The 19,945-nt window shown below is 73.0% G+C and carries 14 protein-coding genes; 11 read left to right on the top strand and 3 right to left on the bottom strand.

The window, feature by feature from the left end; all coding sequences use genetic code 11:
• Positions 1-41: 41 nt before the first annotated feature.
• Both AACH11_RS20435 and AACH11_RS20430 read left to right on the top strand, forming a co-directional pair.
• Entirely contained in the window at positions 42-1,826 is a 1,785-nt protein-coding gene (locus AACH11_RS20435) for an acyl-CoA dehydrogenase family protein (RefSeq protein ID WP_341376120.1), read from the top strand.
• Between the two features lie 143 nt (positions 1,827-1,969).
• Positions 1,970-4,015, top strand: coding sequence for a diguanylate cyclase domain-containing protein (locus tag AACH11_RS20430; protein WP_341376119.1), 2,046 nt, complete (start codon positions 1,970-1,972; stop codon positions 4,013-4,015).
• Here AACH11_RS20430 and AACH11_RS20425 read toward each other — a convergent pair whose 3' ends face one another.
• Positions 4,016-6,232: a putative bifunctional diguanylate cyclase/phosphodiesterase gene (locus AACH11_RS20425; RefSeq protein ID WP_341376118.1), complete on the bottom strand. Its 2,217-nt coding sequence runs from the start codon at positions 6,230-6,232 to the stop codon at positions 4,016-4,018.
• A 291-nt stretch (positions 6,233-6,523) separates the two neighbouring features.
• Between AACH11_RS20425 and AACH11_RS20420 the strand changes: the two genes are divergently transcribed.
• The 8 genes from AACH11_RS20420 to AACH11_RS20385 all read left to right on the top strand — a co-directional run bounded on the left by AACH11_RS20420 (position 6,524) and on the right by AACH11_RS20385 (position 14,769).
• Entirely contained in the window at positions 6,524-7,762 is a 1,239-nt protein-coding gene (locus AACH11_RS20420; protein WP_341376117.1) for a ketopantoate reductase family protein, read from the top strand.
• A gap of 44 nt (positions 7,763-7,806) precedes the next feature.
• Positions 7,807-8,580 carry a TetR family transcriptional regulator gene (locus AACH11_RS20415; protein WP_341376116.1) on the top strand — a complete coding sequence of 258 codons (774 nt, stop codon included), beginning with the start codon at positions 7,807-7,809 and terminating at the stop codon, positions 8,578-8,580.
• Positions 8,581-8,752: 172 nt separating this feature from the next.
• Positions 8,753-9,316 carry a TRAP transporter small permease gene (locus tag AACH11_RS20410; RefSeq protein ID WP_341376115.1) on the top strand — a complete coding sequence of 188 codons (564 nt, stop codon included), beginning with the start codon at positions 8,753-8,755 and terminating at the stop codon, positions 9,314-9,316.
• A gap of 43 nt (positions 9,317-9,359) precedes the next feature.
• Entirely contained in the window at positions 9,360-10,643 is a 1,284-nt protein-coding gene (locus AACH11_RS20405; RefSeq protein ID WP_341376114.1) for a TRAP transporter large permease subunit, read from the top strand.
• A 66-nt stretch (positions 10,644-10,709) separates the two neighbouring features.
• Entirely contained in the window at positions 10,710-11,717 is a 1,008-nt protein-coding gene (locus tag AACH11_RS20400) for a TRAP transporter substrate-binding protein (RefSeq protein ID WP_341376113.1), read from the top strand.
• A 164-nt stretch (positions 11,718-11,881) separates the two neighbouring features.
• Complete coding sequence (locus AACH11_RS20395; RefSeq protein ID WP_341376137.1) at positions 11,882-12,763, top strand: shikimate dehydrogenase; 882 nt, start codon at positions 11,882-11,884, stop codon at positions 12,761-12,763.
• Between the two features lie 67 nt (positions 12,764-12,830).
• Positions 12,831-13,730: a VOC family protein gene (locus AACH11_RS20390; RefSeq protein WP_341376112.1), complete on the top strand. Its 900-nt coding sequence runs from the start codon at positions 12,831-12,833 to the stop codon at positions 13,728-13,730.
• Between the two features lie 181 nt (positions 13,731-13,911).
• Positions 13,912-14,769: a sugar phosphate isomerase/epimerase family protein gene (locus tag AACH11_RS20385; protein WP_341376136.1), complete on the top strand. Its 858-nt coding sequence runs from the start codon at positions 13,912-13,914 to the stop codon at positions 14,767-14,769.
• Positions 14,770-14,799: 30 nt separating this feature from the next.
• On the opposite strand, the gene hpaI is transcribed toward AACH11_RS20385, so the two are convergent.
• Complete coding sequence (hpaI, locus tag AACH11_RS20380; RefSeq protein ID WP_341376111.1) at positions 14,800-15,597, bottom strand: 4-hydroxy-2-oxoheptanedioate aldolase; 798 nt, start codon at positions 15,595-15,597, stop codon at positions 14,800-14,802.
• 70 nt (positions 15,598-15,667) lie between these two features.
• Positions 15,668-18,571 (bottom strand): hybrid sensor histidine kinase/response regulator, encoded by a 2,904-nt coding sequence (locus tag AACH11_RS20375; RefSeq protein ID WP_341376110.1) that lies wholly within the window; start codon positions 18,569-18,571, stop codon positions 15,668-15,670.
• 299 nt (positions 18,572-18,870) lie between these two features.
• Here AACH11_RS20375 and AACH11_RS20370 point away from each other — a divergent pair, with 299 nt between their 5' ends.
• Positions 18,871-19,785, top strand: coding sequence for a hydroxymethylglutaryl-CoA lyase (locus AACH11_RS20370; RefSeq protein WP_423228781.1), 915 nt, complete (start codon positions 18,871-18,873; stop codon positions 19,783-19,785).
• Positions 19,786-19,945 lie beyond the last annotated feature (160 nt).

Here is a 19,945-nt window from a genome sequence, read left to right as displayed (position 1 = left end):
GCCCCCCGCCCGACCCCGACCGAACGCCGGACCTGCCCCTCATGTCACCCGACTACACCGCCCCGCTGCAGGAGATGCGCTTCGTCATCGACGAGGTGCTGCGCGCGCCCGAGGACTGGACCCGCCGCCCGGCCCATGCCGATCTGGATGCGGCCACCGCCGCCGCCGTGATCGAGGAGGGGGCGCGCTTTGCGGTCGAGGTGCTGGCACCGACCGATGCCGTCGGTGACCGCCAGGGCTGCCGCATCGATGCCGAGGGCCGGGTGCGCACGCCCGAGGGCTACGCCGCGGCCTATGCGGCCTGGGTCGAGGGCGGCTGGCCGGCGCTGGCGGCCGATCCGCGATGGGGCGGCCAGGGCCTGCCGCAGCTGCTGGACTTCGCCGTGCTGGAGACGCTGCTGGCCGCCAACCATGCCTGGACCATGTTCGGCGGCCTGCTGCACGGCGCGGTGGCCACGCTGTCGGCCCATGGCGCGGCCGATCTGCAGCGGCGCTTCCTGCCCGATCTGGTCAGCGGCCGCACGCTGGCCGCGATGGCCCTGACCGAGCCCCAGGCCGGCAGCGATCTGTCCCAGGTGCGCTGCAAGGGCGAGTGGCTGGATGCGGCCCAGGCCGCCGATGCGCTGGCCGGCGCCGGCGAGCACGCCCCGCGCCTGCGCGTCAGCGGCAGCAAGCTCTTCATCTCCGGCGCCGACCACGATCTGACGCCGCAGACCCTGCATCTGGTGCTGCTGCGCCTGCCCGGCGCGCCCGCCGGCAGTGCCGGCCTGTCGCTGGCGCTGGTGCCCACCCGGCGCGAGGACGGCGGGCCCAACGGCGTGCACGTCGACGCGCTCGAACACAAGCTGGGCCTGCACGGCAGCCCGACCTGCGCCGTGCGCTACGAGGCCGCCGAAGGCTGGCTGATCGGCGCGCCGGGCCGCGGCCTGGCGGCGATGTTCGTGATGATGAATGCCGCCCGGCTGCAGGTGGCGATGCAGGGCCTGGCCCATCTGGAACACGCGACCCAGCGCGCCTGGGCCTATGCGGCCGAGCGGCGGCAGGGGCGGGCGGGCGGGCCGTCGGCCGCGGCCGGCCCCGCCGCCCTGGCCGAGCATCCGGCCGTGCGCCGCATGCTGTGGACGCTGCGCGCGCTGACCGAAGGCCTGCGCGTGGTCTGCTACCGCTGTGCGCAGCTGCTCGACGAGGCCGATGGCGCCGAGGACGCCGCGCAGCGCACGCAGGCCGCCACCCGCGTCGCCCTGCTGACACCGGTGCTCAAGGCCTTCGCCACCCACCACGGCTTCCAGGGCGTGAGCCTGGCCATGCAGGTGCTGGGCGGCTACGGCTACGTGGCCGAGTACGGGCTGGAGCAGCAGCTGCGCGATCTGCGCATCGCCCTCGTCTACGAGGGCACCAACGAGATCCAGGCCATCGATCTGGTGCAACGCAAGATCCTGGCCGATGACGGCGCCGGCCTGCGGGCCCTGCTGGTCGAGCTGGAGACCACGGTCGCACAGGCCGCCGCCCGGCCCGCGCTGGCCGAAGCCGCCGCCGCGGTGGCCGCCTGCTGCGCCGATGCGCGCGCCGCGCTGCCGGCCCTGCGCGCCGCGCGCGAGGCCGATCCGCAGGCCCCGTTGCGCGCCGCCGACGACCTGCTGCAGGCCCTCGGCTGGACGCTGCTGGGCTGGGCCTGGCTGGCGATGGCGCTGGCCGCGGCCGACGGCGGCGATGCCGCCCGGGCGCAGGACAAGGCCACCCTGGCCCGCTACGGCGCGCAGTGGCTGCTGCCGCAGGCGCGGCTGCACTGGGCGGCCGCGGTCGACGGCGGACGCGTGCTGCCCTGAGCGGCGCAGGGCCGGTTCCGGCCTTTCGCACCGCCTGATGACTCAAGCCCGCGGCCCGGCGGCCGATAGCTGTCGCACATCGTCCGCGTCCTGCCGGCGGTCCAGCGTCGCTGGTCGGCTGAGGCAGGGGTGGATGCGCCGCCATGCCAGACACCGCGCCCTGCCCGTCGCCCCGCCCCGCGCGTTGCCGCGCCGGTGCGGCCGTGTCGCCGCGGGGTGCGCGGCCGGCCGGGGCCGCAGGCGCGCGGCGCCTGCCGTGGCCGGCGCTGCTGCTGCTGTGGGCCCTGGCCCTGCAGCTGGCTGGTGCGGCCGGTGCGGCGGATGCGGCCGGTGTGGCAGCCGGTGTGGCAGCCGGAACATCCGGCGCCACCACCACCCGCGCCACCACCGCGGCCCTCCCGCCCGTCACCGTCCGGATCGAGGACACCGGGCTCGACGACCCGCCGCTGCGCCTGCGGCCGGGTCAGCAGTCGGTGGACGCGTGGCCGGCGGTGCGCATGCTGTCCGATCCGGCCCACCGCTGGAACCTGAACGAGGTCCGCGCGCGCGCCGCGCTGCTGCAGGAGCCGACAGGCCCGCTGCGCAACCTGGGGCCGCGGCCCGACACCGTCTGGCTGCATCTGCCGCTGGTGGTCGACAGCAACGATCCGGACTGGGTGCTGCACATCGACTATCCGGCGCTGCAGGAGGTCGAGGTCTTCCACCTGCGGGATGGCCAGTTGCTGGACTGGCAGCTGCTGGGGGCCCAGGTGCCCCATGCACGGCGCCCGTTGGGCGGCCGCACCCCGGCGATGCCGCTGGACCTGCGCACCGGCCACGACGAGCAGCTGTGGCTGCGCGTGCGCACCGACACCGCGATGGTGCTGCCGATCACCCTGATGCGGCCCGACCACCTGCTCCACCTCGAACTGCAGGTGCAGCTGGTCGAGGGCCTGCTGGCCGGCATCGCCCTGGCGCTGGTCGTCTACAGCCTGGTGCAGGCGCTGGCGCTGCGCAGCACGCTGTTCCTGCTGTATGCGGTCTCGGTGATCAGCTCGGGCCTGTTCTCGTTCAACCATTTCGGGCTGGCCGGCCAGTACCTGTGGCCGCAGCCCGGGCCGCTGACCCTGCTCGCGTCGCCGGCGCTGGTGCTGCTGGCGGTGGCCTCGGCCTCCGGCTTCGTCTCCCAGGCGCTGGAGGTGCGGCGCCACGATCCGCGGCTGCTGCGGCCGATGCAGCTGGTGGGCCTGATCGCGCTGGCCTTCAGCCTCATGGCCCTGGCCGGCCTGCTGCCCTACCGGCTGGTCCAGCTGGCGGCCAGCGTGCTCGGCCCGGCGCTGATGCTGCTGGCCGTGCCCGCGGCCTGGCGCACCGGCCGGCGCGGTCAGGTCATGGGCTGGTACATGCTGGCCGGCTGGGGCGCCTACATGGTGGGCGTGCTGGGCCTGGCCGGGCTGGTGCGGGGCCTGCTGCCGGCCAACGAGCTGACCCAGCACCTGTGCCAGGTCGGCTGGCTGATCGAGATGGTGGCCTGGCTGCGCGTGCTGGGCCTGCACGTGGATGCGGTGCGCCACCAGGCCGAGCAGGCCGAGCTGGGCCGTCGCACGATGGAATCGCTGGCCCACACCGATCCGCTGACCGGCCTGCCCAACCGGCGCGGTCTGCAGGCGGCGATGGCGCCAGCGCTGGCCCTGGCCACGCCCGGCCGTGCGCTGGCGCTCTACCTGATCGATCTCGACGGCTTCAAGCCGGTCAACGACCGCTGGGGCCACGAGACCGGCGACGAGCTGCTGTGCCTGGTCGCGCAGCGCCTGCGCGAGCAGGTGCGGCTGAGCGACGTCGTCGCGCGCATCGGCGGGGATGAGTTCGTCATCGTCGCCGGTGGCATCGGCGGTGATCCCGAGGCCTGCGTGCTGGGCCGCAAGTTGCTGGCCGCCTTCGAGCGGCCGTTCAGCGTGGCGGGCGGCCAGGACTGCTGCGTCGGTCTGACCATCGGCTATGCGCTGGCCCCGCACGATGGCCACGAGGCCGGTGAGTTGCTGCGCCGGGCCGATGCCGCGATGTACGCCGGCAAGCAGGCCGGCCGCCACTGCCTGCGCCGGGGGGCGATGGGCAGCGCCGCGGCGCGCGAGCCCGCCTTCGGCATGGAGGGCCGGCCCGCCCCCTCGGAGCTGCCCGTCCCCGTGCCCGCGGCCACGCCGCTGCCCTGATCAGGGCATGGTGGCGGCGACCGCTGGCGGGGCCAGCGGCCGTGCCGACAGCGGCAGCGGGGCCGGCCCCAGCAGGGCCGCCCGCGCATGGCGTTCGATCAAGTGGCCCGCCTCGACCGCCGGCAGCGCCGCGGCGAACAGCCAGCCCTGGCCCAGCGTGCAGCCGATGTCGCGCAGCAGCGTGCGCTGGTCGTCGGTCTCGATGCCCTCGGCCACCAGGGCCAGGTCCAGCGCGCAGGCCAGCGACTGCACCGCACAGACGATGGCCTGCGCGCTGTGCTCACCGGGCTGGCCGAGCGCGGCGACGAAGCTGCGGTCGAGCTTGAGCGCATCCAGCGGAAAGCAGCGCAGATAGGCCAGCGACGAGAAGCCGGTGCCGAAGTCATCGAGCGCCACCCGCACGCCCTGGGCGCGCAGCATGCACAGCAGACGGACTGCGTGGTCGGTGTCGCGCAGCAACGAGCCTTCGGTCAGCTCCAGCTCCAGCCGTTCCGGGGCCAGGCCACTGGCCTGCAGCGCGTCGCGGACCTGCTGCACCACCGGCGCGCGTTCGATCTGCAGGCCCGAGAGGTTGACGGCCACCCGCAGGCCGGCCGGCCAGCGTGCGGCATCGGCACAGGCCTGGCGCAGCACCCAGGCGCCCAGCGGCTCGATCAGGCGCGCGCTTTCGGCCAGCGCGATGAACTCGGCCGGCGGCACCCAGCCGCGCTGCGGGTGGCGCCAGCGGGCCAGCGCCTCGAAGCCGACGAGCCGGCCGCTGGCCAGCTCGATCTGAGGCTGGTAGTGCAGCTGCAGCGCGTCGCGGCGCAGGGCCTCGCGCAGCTGCGCCAGCAGGGCGAGGCGGTCGCGGGCGACGGCGTCGAGGCGTGGGTGGAAGCTGCGCCAGGTGCAGCGCCCGGCGGCCTTGGCGTCATAGAGCGCCAGATCGGCATGGTGCAGCAGCTGCGCGGCGGTGTCGGCATCCTGCGGCGCGTGGGCCACGCCGATGCTGGCATGCACCTCCAGCACCTGGTCCTGCAGCGGGCAGGGCTGCGCCAGCGCCTGCAGCAGGCCGTCGGCCATCGCCTGCAGCGCTGGCGGCGCGGGTGGCGGGGTCAGCACCAGCGCGAACTCGTCACCGCCCAGACGGGCCAGCAGCGCGCCCTCGGGCAGCGCGGCGCGCAGCCGCTGCGCGACCTCGATCAGCAGCTGGTCGCCCGCCGCGTGGCCGAGCGAATCGTTGACTTCCTTGAAGTCGTCGAGGTCCAGCATCATCAGCGTGCACGGCGTCGTGCAGCGGCCGTCGGCCGAGGCGAAGTGGTGGGCGAGCGCGCCGCTGAAGCCGTGGCGGTTGGCCAGCCCGGTCAGCGGGTCGCGGGTGGCCAGGCGCAGCAGGGCCTGGTCACGGGCATGGGATTCGGTGACGTCCACGCACAGCCCGCGCCAGCCCCGCAGCCGGCCGTCGGCATCGCGCAGCGGCTGGGCGCTCAAGGACCACAGGCCGTCGCGGCCGGAGACCCGCAGCGGGGTCAGCAGATCGCGGATCGGCAGGCCGCGCCGCAGGCCCAGTGCCAGGCTGTGCAGCGCCTGGCGCTGGGCGGGCTCGACGCCGATCGCGGGGGCGTCCGGAGCCGCTGGATCCGACGCCGACGCCGAGGGCAGGCGGGGCCGTGGGGTGTCGTCGCCCGCCGGCGGCAGCGCCGCCCCGTGCAGCGGCTGCAACTGCGCCACCAGCGTCGTGCCGTCGGTGGCCAGCCAGGACGGCCCGCGCAGCAGCCGGCCCTGGGCGTCGGCGACCCAGGTCCAGGCGCGGTCGAGCTCGGTGTGCAGCTCGTCGGCCAAGGCGCCCGCCGCGGCATCGTTCCGGCGGCGGCACTGGCGGCAGCGCCACAGCGCCAGCGCCAGACAGGCGGGCACCGTCAGCGCCAGCCAGGGCAGGGCGCGCCGATCGCCGATCGGCAGCCACCAGCAGGCCAGCGCGATCGCCAGCGGGCCGCCGGCCATCCAGGCCAGCACCTGGGGCCGGTGCGGGGCCAAGGTCCAGCTGGCCAGCAGGTGCAGCAGCGCGAGCAGGGCGGTCAGCGCGACCAGCGGCGGACCGGCCAGGCCGGGTTGGCGCAGGGCCAGCAGCGCCAGCATCGAGACCCCAACGGCAGCACTGGCCGTCAGCGACAGGGCGGGCAGGTCGTTCGCGCGCGGCGGACACGGCAGCGCGGGGACGGTAGGCGTCGTGGACATCGGCGGCGGCCATCGTCGGTCAGGGCATGGTCGTCGCGCGGCAGACGGACGACCGGTCCGGCACCCGGGCGGCCCCGGGTGCCTTGGTGGCCATGATGACATCTTGTGACGATGTTCCCGTGAATGGAGGGGGTGCGATGGGCATCCGTCGCTGGACGTGGATGTCCGGATGTGGTGAGGGGTGCGGCGGCGTCCGGTCGCCCCGGATCGGCGACGGGCGGATGGGCGACGGCGGCGCCCGCCGCGCACCGGCCGGCCGGTGGGTCCGCCCGCGCCCGCCACAATCACGCCATGCCCGACGCCATGCCCGACGCCACGCCCGACGCCTTGCCCGACGCCTTGCCCGACGCCTTGCCCGACGCCTTGCCCGACGCCTTGCCCGACGCCACGCCTGCTCCGTCCCGCGCCGATGCCGGTCGCCCTGCGGCCCTGACCGATCCGCTCGGCCCGCCAACCGGGATCACCCCGTCCGCACCGTGTCGCCCGCTGATCGTGATCGGGGCCGGTGCGCTCGGCGGCCATGTGGCGGTGCGGCTCGCCCGTGCGGGCGTCGCGGTCGCGCTGCTGGCGCGGCCGGTCCAGGCACGGGCCATCGAGGCCTCCGGCCTGTGCCTGGTCGAGGCGGGCCGAGCGCAGGCGATCACGGTGTCGGTTTTTGACCGGATCGATGCCTTGCCCTGGGCCGCGGCGCGCGCCGTGCTCGTCTGCGTGAAATCCGGCGACACGGCCACGACGGCCCGCGCCCTGGCGCCCTGGCTGCCGCCGGGCGTGCCGGTGCTGAGCCTGCAGAACGGGGTCGACAACGCGCGCGTCCTGGCCGAGGCCCTGCCGGACGCGCCGCTGCTCGTCGGTCTGGCCTATCTGGCCGCGGCCTCACCCCGGCCCGGCGTGGTGGAGCACCACGGCGGGGGCACGCTGGTGCTGGCGCCGGCCACGCCGATGGCCGAGAACCCGGCCGGGCACGAAGCCGAGAACGAAGCCGAGAACAAGGCCGAGCCCGCCCGCCCGGGCGCCCCGCCTCCCGTGCCGGTCGCGCTGGCCGACCTTGGCGCCGCCCTCACGGCGGCCGGCTACACGGTGCAGACGGTGGCCGATGCACGGCCCGCGCTGTGGCGCAAGCTGCTGGTCAACGGCTGCTGCAATGCGGTGTCGGCCCTGGCCCAGGCCGACTATGCGCAGATGGCCGCGCTGGCACCCGTGCGCGAGCTGCTGGACGCCCTGCTCGACGAGGGCCTGGCCGTCGCCCGGGCCGAGGGCGTCGCGCTCGATGCCGACGAGCTGCGCGCGGCCGTGGCCCGCATCGCGCAGACCATGCCGCAGCAGCGCTCGTCGACCGCGCAGGACCTGGCCCGCGGCCGGCCCAGCGAGATCGATCACCTCAACGGCCATCTGGTGGCGCGCGGCCGGGCGCTCGGCGTGCCCACGCCCTCGCACAGGGCGGTCTGGGCGCTGGTGCGGCTGGTGGAGTCCGTGCAGGCCGCCGCGCGGCCGGCCCATGCGGCGGCCCATTCGGTGGCACCTGCGCGATGACCCTGCCCGTCCGGGACCTCGAATCCGCGTATGCTGTCGACGACATGAACCGTTCAGTACATTCTTCGGCGGACGCGGTGGCCGGCCCGGCCGCCGAGCCCGTCCAGGGCGCCGGATCAGCCGTCGTGCCGCCGCCGCGCCGCCGTGGCCGGCCGCCGAAGCAGGCCGCCGCCCTGCCGGCCGGTGACGAGCCCGCCGGCCCGCGCGTGCACGACGCCGACGCCACCATCGCCGACATCCTGACGGTGGCCACCGCCGAGTTCGCCGCCAAGGGCCTGGCCGGTGCGCGCATCGACGAGATCGCCGCGCTGACGCGCACCAGCAAGCGGATGATCTACTACCACTTCGAGAGCAAGGAAGGGCTGTACATCCGCGTGCTCGAGGAGGCCTACGCCCGCATCCGCCGCATCGAGGCCGAGCTGCACCTGGAGAACCTGGCGCCCGAGGTCGCCCTGCGCACGCTGGTGGGCTTCACCGTCGATTACCAGCTCGCCAACCCCGATTTCATCCGTCTGGTGATGAACGAGAACATGCACCAGGGCGAGTTCCTGCAGCGCTCGCAGGTGATCCGGCGGCTGAACGTGCCGGCCATCCGCGCGGTCGAGGAGGTCTACCGCCGCGGCGTGGCCGGCGGCGTGTTCCGTGCCGACATCGATCCGGTCGACCTGCACATGTCGATCTCGGCGCTGAGCTTCTTCAACGTCTCCAACCGCCACACCTTCGCGCTGATCTTCGAGCGCGAGATGACGACCCCGGCGGCGATCGCCGCGCGCCGCGAGTCCATCGTCGAGATGGTGGTGCGCTACGTGCGGCCCTGACGGGCGCGCCGTGTGCCGGATGCGCGCGGTCCCGCGCATCCGCAAACCCGCTCCGGGTTTTTACCAAGACCAAAACGAACCAGTTCGTACATTATTCGGGCCGCGTCGACGATGTCGTGTGCGGCGCATGTGCCCACGCCGTCCGCGGCACACCTGACTCCCTGGAGACCCCATGATCGACCGACTGCTGCGGGCCTGGTGCCGGCTGACCGAGAACCTGATGGCCCTGCTGATGCTGGCGATGGTCGTGCTGGTCTTCGGCAACGTCGTGATGCGCTATGCCTTCGACGGCGGCATCACGATCTCGGAGGAGCTCTCGCGCTGGTTCTTCGTCTGGATGACCTTCCTCGGCGCGGCCGTCGGCATCTACGAGCGCGCCCACCTGGGCACCGACATGCTGCTGTCGCGCCTGAAGCCCGGTGGCCGTCGCGCGCTGGTCACGTTGTCGCTGCTGATGATGGTCGGCGTGACGGCCGTGATGCTCAAGGGTGCCTGGGCGCAGATGCAGATCAACCTCGACGTCGAGGCGCCGGTGACGGGTGCGTCGATGGCCTGGGTCTACGGCGCGGGCGTGCTGTTCGCGGCCATCGCGCTGCTGCTGCTGGTGCGTGAGCTGCTGCTGACGGTCACCGGCCGCATCAGCGATGCCGAGATCGGCCAGATGCGCGAGAGCGAGGACCTGGCCCAGGTCGACGAGCTGCACCTGGACCGCAGCGAGACCTTCCGCAAGCACTGAGCACCACGCCACGCCCCGCGTCCCGCATTTCCCGGTACCTCCCATGACCGTCTTCATCTTCCTGGGCGCGCTGCTGGCCGCCATGTTCATCGGCGTGCCCATCGCCTACGCGCTGCTGCTGTCGGGCGTCGCGCTGATGTGGCATCTGGACATGTTCGATGCGCAGATCCTGGCGCAGAACGTGATCAACGGCGCCGACAGCTTCCCGCTGCTGGCCGTGCCCTTCTTCATGCTGGCCGGCGAGATCATGAACGTCGGCGGCCTGAGCCGGCGCATCGTCAACCTGGCGCTGACGCTGGTCGGCCATGTGCGGGGCGGCCTCGGCTTCGTCGCCATCGTCGCGGCCTGCATGCTGGCCGCGCTGTCGGGCTCGGCGGTGGCCGACACGGCCGCGCTCGCCTCGCTGCTGCTGCCGATGATGAAGCGCGCCGGCCACGACCCGGCCAAGTCGGCCGGCCTGATCGCCTCGGCCGGCATCATCGCGCCGGTGATCCCGCCGTCGATCGGCTTCGTGATCTTCGGTGTCGCGGCCAACCTGTCGATCAGCAAGCTGTTCCTGGCCGGCATCGTGCCGGGCCTGCTGATGGGGCTGTCGATCGCCGTCGCCTGGTGGTGGGTGGCCAAGCGCGAGCGCATCGTGCCGCCGCCCAAGGCCAGCCTGACGGACCGCCTGAAGGCGCTGCGCGACGCCGGCTGGGCACTCGGCCTGCCGCTGATCGTCGTCGTGGGCCTGAAGATGGGCGTTTTCACGCCGACCGAGGCCGCGGTGGTGGCCGCCGTCTACGCGCTGCTGGTCTCGACCCTGGTCTACCGCGAGATGCGCCTGCACCAGGTGCGTGAGGTGCTGGTGTCGGCCGCCAAGACCACGGCCGTGATCATGTTCCTGGTGGCCGCGGCCATGGTCAGCGCCTGGCTGATCACGGTGGCCGACATTCCGAGCAAGATGATCGCGCTGCTGGAGCCCTTCATGGGCAACCAGACCCTGCTGCTGATCGCCATCATGCTGCTGGTGATGGCGGTGGGCACGGCGATGGACATGACGCCGACCATCCTGATCATGACGCCCGTCCTGATGCCGGTGGTCAAGGCGGCCGGCATCGATCCGATCTACTTCGGCGTGCTGTTCATCATCAACAACGCGATCGGCCTGATCACGCCGCCGGTGGGCACCGTGCTCAACGTGGTGGCCGGCGTCGGCAAGATGAAGATGGACCAGGTCACGCGCGGCGTGCTGCCCTTCATGACCGCGCAGTTCATCGTCATGTTCCTGATGGTGATCTTCCCGCAGATCGTCACCGTGCCGGCGCAGTGGTTCGCCACGCGCTGATCCGATCCGATTTCCCACCCAGGCCGCCGTTGCAGCGGCCTTCCTTCCCGTCCCAGGAGACCCACGATGATCCGTTTCAACCGCCGTACCCTGGCCGCCGCGCTGGCCGCCGTCGGTCTGGTCTGCGCTGCCGGCGGTGCCGCTGCGCAGGAACGCACCTTCAAGTTCGCGCTGCAGAACCCCAAGGGTCACCCGCTGGAGATGGGCGCGCAGAAGTTCGCGGAACTGGTCGCGGCCAAGTCCGGCGGCAAGATGGCCGTCAAGGTGTTCGCCGGCGGCACGCTGGGCGGTGATGCGCAGAACGTGTCGGCCCTGCAGGGCGGCACGATCGAGTTCGTGCAGCTGAACTCCGGCATCCTGGCCTCGCAGGTCAAGGACTTCGAGGTCTTCGATCTGCCCTTCCTGTTCGCCAACGCCAAGGAGGCCGACGCCATCGTCGACGGCCCGGTCGGCCAGAAGCTGCACGCGAAGCTGGCCGAGAAGGGCATCGTCGGTCTGGCCTATGTCGAGCTGGGCTTCCGCAACATCACCAACAGCAAGAAGGCGATCAACACGGTCGAGGACATCGCCGGCCTGAAGCTGCGCGTGATCCCGAACGCGATCAACGTCGACTGGGTCAAGGCGCTGGGTGCCAACCCGACGCCGATGGCCTTCCCCGAGGTCTACGCCGGTCTGGAGCAGAAGGCCATCGACGGCCAGGAAAACCCGCCGTCGGTCATCCTGGCCAACAAGTTCTTCGAGGTGCAGAAGCATCTGGCGGTGACCAACCACCAGTACAACCCGCAGTCCATCATCTTCAGCAAGAAGATCTGGGACACGCTGAGCGAAGGCGAGCGCAAGGTGCTGGCCGACGCGGCCAAGGAGGCCTCGCTCTACCAGCGCAAGGTCAACCGCGACAAGTCGGCCGACGACGTGCAGGAACTGCAGAAGGCCGGCATGCAGGTCACCCAGTTCAGCGCCGCCGAGCAGGCCAAGCTGCGCGACAAGCTCAAGCCGGTGATCGACAAGCACGGCGCGGCCATCCCCGCCACGCTGGCCGAGGTCCAGGCCGAGCTGGCCAAGCTGCGCAAGTGAGTCTCCTGCGGCGGTCCTGAGCCGGGCCGCGCGGACCGGGGCACAGACCCCGGCCGGCCCGCCGGCACCGTCGCCCCTCACCCGCGACCGTCAGACAAGCGGTCGCCCCATTCCCTTATCGAACCATGAACGCCACGGTCCAAGACCCGGCGCTGGGCGCGGTCATGCCCACGCCTGCCCGCCAGATGCTGCTCGGCCTGATCGGCTCGGGCATCCAGCAGTCGCTGACCCCTGCCATGCAGATGGAGGAGGCGCGCCAGCACGGCCTGCGCACCCACTACCAGCTGATCGACCTGGACCGCAGCGGCTCGACCGCCGCTGATCTGCCCTGGCTGCTGAAGGCCGCGCGAGCCATGGGCTTCGCCGGTCTGAACATCACCTACCCGTGCAAGCAGGCGGTCATCCCGCTGCTGGACGCGCTGTCGGACGAGGCGCAGGCCATGGGCGCGGTCAACACCGTGGTGATCGGTGCCGATGGTCGCCTGACCGGCCACAACACCGATGGTTCGGGCTGGGCCCGCGGCTTCCGCCGTGCGCTGCCCACGGCCGATCTGTCCTGCGTCGCGCTGCTGGGCGGTGGGGGTGCGGGTGCGGCCATCGCCCATGCGGTGCTGGGCCTGGGCGCGCATCGCCTGCGCATCGTCGAGCCCGATGCCGTGCGGGGTCAGGCGCTGGTCGAGGCGCTGAACGCGCGCTTCGGCGCCGATCGGGCCGCGCTGGCCGCCACGGCGGCCGAGGCGCTGCAGGGCGCCTGCGGCCTGATCCATGCCACGCCCACCGGCATGGCCAAGCTGCCGGGCCTGCCGCTGGATGCCGGTCTGCTGCACCCGGGGCTGTGGGTGTCGGAGGTGGTGTATTTCCCGCTCGAGACCGAGCTGCTGCGCACCGCGCGTGCGCTGGGCTGCCCGATCAGCGATGGCGGCGGCATGGCCGTCGGCCAGGCCCTCGGCGCCTTCGAGCTGTTCACCGGCCTGGGTGCCGACGCCGATCGCGTCGAGCGTCACTTCCATCAGCTGCTGGCGCAGCGCGCGGCCGGTCTGATCTGATGTAATCGGGGCTGTCGGGTCGCGTCGCATGGGGTGTCGCCTGCCCGTCCACATGAGGTGAGCAGCGATGCCTTCGTCCGCGATTCCCGCCGCAAGTGCCACGCCCTGGCGCGAGGCTCTGGGCGAGATGCCCAATCCGCTGGGCCTGCTGGGCCTCGAATTCGTCGAGTACCGCACCGCCCGGCCGCAGGCCCTCGGCCACAGCCTGGAGCGTCTGGGCTTCCGCCCGGTGGCGCGGCACCGCTCGCGCGAGGTGCTGCTGTACCGCCAGGGCGACATGAACATCATCGTCAATGCCCACCGCGGCACCGACGAGCCCCCCCTGTCACCGCATGGCGAGCTGGCCGCCGTGGCCTTGCGCGTGCGTGACGCGGCCCGGGCCGTGCGCCAGCTCAGCGCGCTCGGCGCCTGGCCGGTGCACCGCACGGTCGAGGTGATGGAGCTCAACATCCCCGCCATCCACGGCGTGGGGGCCAGCCAGATCTACTTCGTCGACCGCGTCGGCGAGTTCTCGATCTACGACGTCGACTTCATCCCGATTCCCGGCGTCGATCCGCGCCCGCCGGCCATCGCCGGTCTGCACTGGTTCGGCATCGTGCAGTACATCGGTTGGGAGCGCATGGAGGACTGGTGCGCGTTCTACCGCGAGCTGTTCGGCTTCGCCGAGCTGCCCGATGCCCAGCGCTTCGGCGTGCTGCCTTCGGGCCGCATCCTGGCCAGCCCCTGCGGCACGCTGTACTGGCAGCTGGTCGAGCCGGTGGCCGATGCGCTCGATGCCGATCCGGACGAGCTGCTGCAGCGCGTGGCCTTCGGCACCGCCGACGTGATGGCCGCGGTGGCCGAGCTCAAGGCCCGCGGCGTGCTGTTCGTCGAGGCCGCCCAGGGCGTGCACAGCGACGACCGCGGTGCGCTGACCCTGCCCAGCGACGACGGCCCGAGCTTCGAGTTCGTGCGCGATCCGCGCTGAGGGCCGTGCGCCCGCGTCTGACGTCCACCCGTGCCGGAGCCCTTCGATGAGCCGCAGCCTGCAGCACCCGTTGGTGCGTGAACTGATCACCCCGTCGGGCCCGCCGGCCGTCGCCTCCGGCGATCTGGCCGGCATCGCCGCCGGCCGGTTGCCGCGCTCGGCCCATTTCGCCGACTTCGGCATGGACACGATCACGCTGGCCGGCCCGCTGGAGGCCAGGCTGGCCGCCGTGCAGGCCGCCGGGTTCAACCAGGTGATGCTGGCCGCGCGCGACATCGTCGGCCATCCGCAGGGCATTGCCGCGGCCATCGCCGCGGTGCGGGCCTCGGGCCTGCGCGTGACCGGCTTCCAGGTGCTGCGCGATTTCGAGGGCCTGTCGGGCGCGCTGCACAGCTACAAGGTCGAGATCGCGCAGCAGATGATCCTGATGGCGCGTGCCGTCGGTGCCCGTCTGCTGCTGGCCTGCAGCTCGACGCTGCCCCAGGCCACCCAGGATCCGGCCGCCCAGGCGCGCGATCTGCGCAAGCTGGCGATGCTGGCGCTGCCGCACGGCATCCGTGTCGCCTACGAGGCCCTGTCCTGGGGCCGCCACATCGACGAGGTGCACGAGGCCTGGGATCTGGTGGCGCGCGCCGACATGCCCAATCTCGGCCTGGGCATCGATTCCTATCACATCCTGGCCACGGACACGGCGCTGGCCCGGCTCGACGAGGTCGACCCGCGGATGATCTTCCTGGTCCAGCTGTCGGACTTCCTGTGGGAGCGCACGCCCACGCCGCAGGAGCGGCTGGAGACCGCCCGCCATTTCCGCGTCTTCCCCGGTGAGGGCGTGCACGGTGCGGCGGTGGCCGATCTGGTGCGCCGGCTCGATGCGATGGGCTACCGCGGCGACTACAGCTTCGAGGTCTTCAACGACGACTACCAGCAGCTGCCGCTGGCCCAGGTCTGCGAGCGCGCGCGGCGTGGCGCGCTGTGGCTGGCCGAGGGCGTGCTGCGGCGTGCGGTGCCGCTGCCCGGCGGTGCCTTGCGCCGCGCGTGAGCGGCCGCGGCGGGAAGCCCGCCGCGGGCGTCAGTAGCTGCCGCCCTGGCGCTCGGCCGCCGGCCCGTGGCCGACGCCGAACTCGCCGGCCAGCCGGCGGGCGGCATCGACCAGCAGCAGCACGTCGATGCCGACGGCGACGAACTGCGCACCCAGCGCCAGGTAACGCCGGGCCTGGGTGGTGTCGCCGGTCAGGATGCCGGGCGCCTTGCCGGCGGCGCGGATGCGGGTGATGGCCTGTTCGATGGCGGCCTGCACCTCAGGATGACCGGCATGGCCGCGATGGCCCATCGAGGCCGCCAGATCGGCCGGGCCGATGAACACGCCGTCCACACCCTCGACCGCGCAGATGGCCTCCAGGTTGGACAGGGCGGTCACCGATTCGGCCTGCACCAGCAGGCAGGTCTCGTCATTTGCCTGTTCGATGTAGTCGGCACGGGTCGACCAGCGCGCGGCGCGGGCCACCGCCGCGCCCACGCCACGCACGCCCTGCGGCGCGTAGCGCACCGCCCGCACCAGCTCGGCGGCCTGGGCCGCGGTGTCGACCATCGGCACCAGCACCGTCTGCGCGCCGATGTCGAGCACCTGCTTGAGCAGCGCCGTCTCGCCCTGCACCACGCGCACCACCGGATGGGCGGGGTAGGGGGCCAAGGCCTGCAGCGTGGTCAGCATGCTGCGCAGGTCGTGCGGGCCGTGCTCGCCATCGACCAGCACCCACTGGAAGCCGGTGGCCGCGCACAACTCGGCCGCATAGGGGTCGCCGAGGGACAGCCACAGGCCGATGGTGGATTCCCCGCGCCGCAGCGCGTCCTTGAACGGGTTGGCCATGAGCGCTCGTGTCTCCGCAGAATCGTGATGTGGCAGGTTAGCAGGCCCTCGGCCTGCGGCGGGGCAGCGCTCAGGCCGCCTCGCGCAGGCCGGTCCTGCAGCGGCGCAGCACGGCCAGCAGGCGGTCCGGATCGATGGGCTTGTCCAGGTACTCGACCATGCCCGCCTGCAGGCCGGCCCGCCGCTCGTCGTCGCCGACGGCCGCCGACAGGCCGATGATCGGCGGGCAGCGCGGCCCCAGCGTCTGCACCAGCTGCCGTGTGGCTTCCAGGCCGCTGCAGCCGGGCATCTGGTTGTCCATCAGCACGGCGTCGAAGGGCAGCGGGCCGGCCTGGGCCGCGAGCGTCATGGCCACCGCATCGGTGCCGGTGGGCGCCAGCACGTGGGCCACGTCCCATTCGTCGAGCAGGAGCTGCATCACCGTCTGGTTGACCGGGTTGTCCTCGGCCAGCAGCACGCGCATGCCGACCAGCGCACGCTCGGGCATCGGGGGCACGGTCTCGGCGGGCAGCGTGGCCGCGGGCCGTGGCGTGGCCTCCGGGCAGGCCGCGGCCGGCAGCGGCAGGCGCAGCCAGAAGCGGCTGCCCTGGCCGGGTCGGCTCTCGCAGCCCACCTCACCGCCCATCAGCTGCGACAGTTCGCGGCAGATCGACAGCCCCAGTCCGGTGCCGCCGTAGAGCCGGGCGGTCGCGTCGTCGGCCTGGCTGAAGGGCTGGAACAGCCGCCCGAGCTGGGCCGCGTTCATGCCGATGCCGCTGTCGCGCACGCTGAACTCCAGGGTGTCCGGGCCCGCGCCGCGGCGCACCTCCAGCTCGACCGAGCCGGTGTCGGTGAACTTCAGCGCGTTGGACACGTAGTTGCCCAGCACCTGGGCCAGCCGCCGGTCGTCGCCCAGCACCCAGACCGGCAGGTCCGGCGGGCAGTCGCAGCCCAGCGTCAGCCCCTTGACCTGGGCCAGCCCCCGGTGGTTCTGCAGCAGCCGTTCGAGCAGCGGTTGCAGGGCGAAGGGCTGGGGCTGCACGCAGAGCTTGCCCGCCTCGATCTTCGACCAGTCCAGGATGTCGTCGACCACCTGCACCAGCGTGCGCGCGCTGCCGTCGATCTGCTGCAGGAAGGCCAGCCGCTGGGGATCACCGAGCCCCGGCTGGCGCGCCAGCCTGAGCAGCGCGACGACGGCGTTCAGCGGGGTGCGGATCTCGTGCGTGGTGGTGGCCAGCAGGCGGGCCTTGGCGCGCACCGCGGCCTCGGCGGTGTCGCGCGCCCGGGCCAGCTCCTCGGCCTGGCGGCGCGGTTCGCTGACGTCCTCGGCGATCCACATGACCGCATCGTCGGCGCTGTCCTGCGGGGCGGTGTGGGCGGCGTGCATGCGGCACCAGAAGCTGCTGCCGTCGGTGCGGCCGATGCGGGCCTCGTGCGGCAGCTCGGCGTCCGGCCACGGCCAGGACTGCATCAGCGCGGGCAGCCCGGACGGCCGGGTGGCGCCCTCGTCGAGGGCGGTCAGCGGCCGGCCCTGTCGCGTCTGGGCCGACCAGCCCATCATGCGTTCGAAGCTGTGGTTGGCGGTCACCAGGCGTCCCTGGCGGGTCACGGCGATGCCCACCGGCGCGCGTTCGAGGAGGGTGCGCATCTCGAACTGCAGGCGATCGGTGTGGGTGACGTCGCGCGCGCTGGTCACCGTGTGGATCTGGCCGTTGAGCTCGTAGAGCCGCGACGACAGCCGCAGCGTGTGGGGCGGGCCCAGCCGGTTGCGTGCCTGGGCCCGCAGCCCGTCGACACGGCCGTGGTTGCGCAGCGCCTCCATCAGGCGGTCCCGCTCGTGGGGGTTCTGCCAGATGCCGAGCTCGGCGGTGCTGCGTCCCAGCGCCTCGTGGCGGGCCAGACCCAGCATGTCGAGCATCGGCTGGTTGCACATCAGGATGCGGCCGCCGTCGAACTCGGTGACCATCAGGCCGTCGGGCGAGGCGTCGAAGGTGGTGCCCAGCATGGCCGAGGTCGCGCGGGCCTCCTGCTGCTGGCGCACCTCGGCCGTCGCGTCGTGCACCACGCCCCAGTAGCCGTCGGTGCGGCCATGCGGGTCCAGCCGGGCCTGGCCGCTGAGTCGCAGGTGCACGCCGCCCTGGGCGTCGGGCAGATGGATCAGCACCTTGGTCACCGGCCGGCCGGCGGCCAGGTCCAGCAGGGTGGCGTCGCGGACCTGTGCGTCGACCGCGTGCAGGCTGACCAGCTCGGCCAGATCGGTGCCGCAGCGCAGCCGCGATGACCAGGCCGGATCGCTGGCCTGCGCGCTCTCGCAGCGCACGATGCGCAGCGTGCGGTCGGTTTCCCAGTACTGGGCGGCGGCCATCGACAGCAGCGCGCGGAAGCGCGATTCCCGCTGCAGCGTGCCGTCGTAGGACAGGTTGGACCAGCGCAGCACCAGGGCCCCGGCGGCCAGGCCCGCCAGCAGCAGCAGCAGGTGGTTGACCGGCGCCAGCACCGCCAGGCCCGGGCCGATGGCGGCCGCGCCGCGCAGCCAGCCGGCCTGTTCGGCCCACACCAGCAGGCCCATGTGCGCGGTGCTGGTCACCGCCATCGCGATCGCCGGCCGGGGGCCGACCAGCAAGGCCTGTGCACACACCAGCAGCGGCACGAAGTTCAGCGCCAGCCCCCAGGAGCCGAGCTGGCTGAACCAGGTCAGTTCGACCAGCAAGGCCCAGGCCGCCCAGGTGGTGGCCAGCACCACGGGCCGCAGCGCCAGCCGGGTGACCCGTGTCATCGCGGCCAGACAGGCCAGACCGACCAGGCCCTGGCTGATCACCATGGCCAGGTAGTGGGCGCGGGGGATGTCGTAGGTCAGGACACAGGTCAGCAGCGCGCCACCCAGCGTGAGGGTGCCCACGCTGCCGAGCAGGCGCCGGGCGGTCTGCTCGTCGATCTGGCGACGCCGTCGTGCGTCCCGTTCCTGCCAGGACTGGCCGTACTGCTGCGTCGTCACCCCTGCGTCCTCCTGAGCGGCCCGTGATCTGCCGTGGCATCTCGATCGTGGATGCCTGTGTGGCGACGGCGCGTCCCCGCCGCAGTGCAGCGCAGGGCAGCCGTACAGGGCCGGACGCGCCGATTGTGGCGTCTGCGTGGCGCGGCGCAAGCCGGGGCTTGCCGCCAGGCCGGCCCTGCGCGCGCGCCGTGGCCGGCTGTGGCACAGTGCGCCGCGGCCCCGGGACGCCGAGGGCGGCGCGACGGCGCGCCGTCGGGTCCGGTGGCCGTCGATGCGGAAGGAAGACGACGATGTCGGTGATGCGCGAGGTGGTGCGCGAGGCGGTGCGCCTGGTCGAGATGGGGCCGCGCGACGGCCTGCAGAACGAGGCGCAACCGGTGACCACCGCCACCAAGCTGGCGCTGATCGACCGCCTGGCCGACGCCGGCCTGCGCGAGATCGAGGCCACCGCCTTCGTCTCGCCGAAATGGGTGCCGCAGATGGCCGACCATGCCGCCCTGATGCAGGCGCTGGTGCGCCGGCCCGGCGTGCGCTATCCGGTGCTGACGCCCAATCTGCAGGGCTTCGAGGCCGCGCTGGCCGCCGGTGCGCGGGAGGTGGCGGTGTTCGCCGCCGCCTCGGAGTCGTTCTCGCGGCGCAACATCAACTGCTCGATCGCCGAGTCCATCGCCCGCTTCGCGCCGCTGATGGCCCGGGCGCGTGAGGCCGGCGTCGCCGTGCGGGGCTACGTCTCCTGCGTGTTGGGCTGTCCGCTGGAGGGCGCGGTCGATCCGCATCAGGTCGCCGAGGTGGCCTGGCGGCTGGATGACCTGGGCTGCGAGGAGGTCTCGCTGGGCGACACCATCGGCGTGGGTACGCCGGCCCAGGTGCAGGCCATGCTGGACGCCGTGGCGCGGCGGGTGCCGGTGGCGCGCCTGGCCGGCCATTTCCACGACACCTGGGGCATGGGCGTGGCCAATGTGCATGCGGCCTGGCAGGCGGGGGTGCGCTGCTTCGACGCCTCGGTGGCCGGGCTCGGGGGCTGTCCGTATGCGCCCGGGGCCACCGGCAATGTCGCGACGGAGGATCTGGTCTGGCTGTTCCAGGGGCTGGGCGTGGACACCGGCATCGATCTGGACCGGCTGGTGGACACGGCGCACTGGATCAGTGCCGAGCTGGGCCGTGCGCCGGTCTCCCGGGTGGCCCGTGCCCGGCGGGCGCAACGGCCCTGCTGAGGGCGAGGCTTTCATTCTCAAACGAGAATGATTATCATTCGATTGTGAGGCGGTGTCCGGCCGTCCCGGCCTGTGTGTCCGGGGCCGGCCGGGGGCGCCGCCTGAGCATCGTCCGATCGTTCCATCCGAACGCCAGCCCAGCGCCAGCCTTCGATCCTTG

It is taken from the genome of Pseudaquabacterium rugosum (genome assembly GCF_038066575.1).
In the GTDB taxonomy this organism is placed as follows: domain Bacteria; phylum Pseudomonadota; class Gammaproteobacteria; order Burkholderiales; family Burkholderiaceae_C; genus Pseudaquabacterium; species Pseudaquabacterium rugosum.
Note: the sequence above shows the minus strand (reverse complement) of the source record. Positions and strands in the feature narration are given on the sequence as shown.

Bases quoted from the DNA above. Each gene is read 5' to 3' on its own strand.
- AACH11_RS20425 (WP_341376118.1), bottom strand. From the start codon at position 6,232: ATGTCCACGACGCCTACCGTCCCCGCGCTGCCGTGTCCGCCGCGCGCG.
- AACH11_RS20395 (WP_341376137.1), top strand. From the start codon at position 11,882: ATGCCCACGCCTGCCCGCCAGATGCTGCTCGGCCTGATCGGCTCGGGC.
- AACH11_RS20385 (WP_341376136.1), top strand. From the start codon at position 13,912: ATGGACACGATCACGCTGGCCGGCCCGCTGGAGGCCAGGCTGGCCGCC.
- AACH11_RS20435 (WP_341376120.1), top strand. From the start codon at position 42: ATGTCACCCGACTACACCGCCCCGCTGCAGGAGATGCGCTTCGTCATC.
- hpaI (WP_341376111.1), bottom strand. From the start codon at position 15,597: ATGGCCAACCCGTTCAAGGACGCGCTGCGGCGCGGGGAATCCACCATC.
- AACH11_RS20400 (WP_341376113.1), top strand. From the start codon at position 10,710: ATGATCCGTTTCAACCGCCGTACCCTGGCCGCCGCGCTGGCCGCCGTC.
- AACH11_RS20405 (WP_341376114.1), top strand. From the start codon at position 9,360: ATGACCGTCTTCATCTTCCTGGGCGCGCTGCTGGCCGCCATGTTCATC.
- AACH11_RS20410 (WP_341376115.1), top strand. From the start codon at position 8,753: ATGATCGACCGACTGCTGCGGGCCTGGTGCCGGCTGACCGAGAACCTG.
- AACH11_RS20430 (WP_341376119.1), top strand. From the start codon at position 1,970: ATGCCAGACACCGCGCCCTGCCCGTCGCCCCGCCCCGCGCGTTGCCGC.
- AACH11_RS20390 (WP_341376112.1), top strand. From the start codon at position 12,831: ATGCCTTCGTCCGCGATTCCCGCCGCAAGTGCCACGCCCTGGCGCGAG.
- AACH11_RS20415 (WP_341376116.1), top strand. From the start codon at position 7,807: ATGAACCGTTCAGTACATTCTTCGGCGGACGCGGTGGCCGGCCCGGCC.
- AACH11_RS20370 (WP_423228781.1), top strand. From the start codon at position 18,871: ATGCGCGAGGTGGTGCGCGAGGCGGTGCGCCTGGTCGAGATGGGGCCG.
- AACH11_RS20420 (WP_341376117.1), top strand. From the start codon at position 6,524: ATGCCCGACGCCATGCCCGACGCCACGCCCGACGCCTTGCCCGACGCC.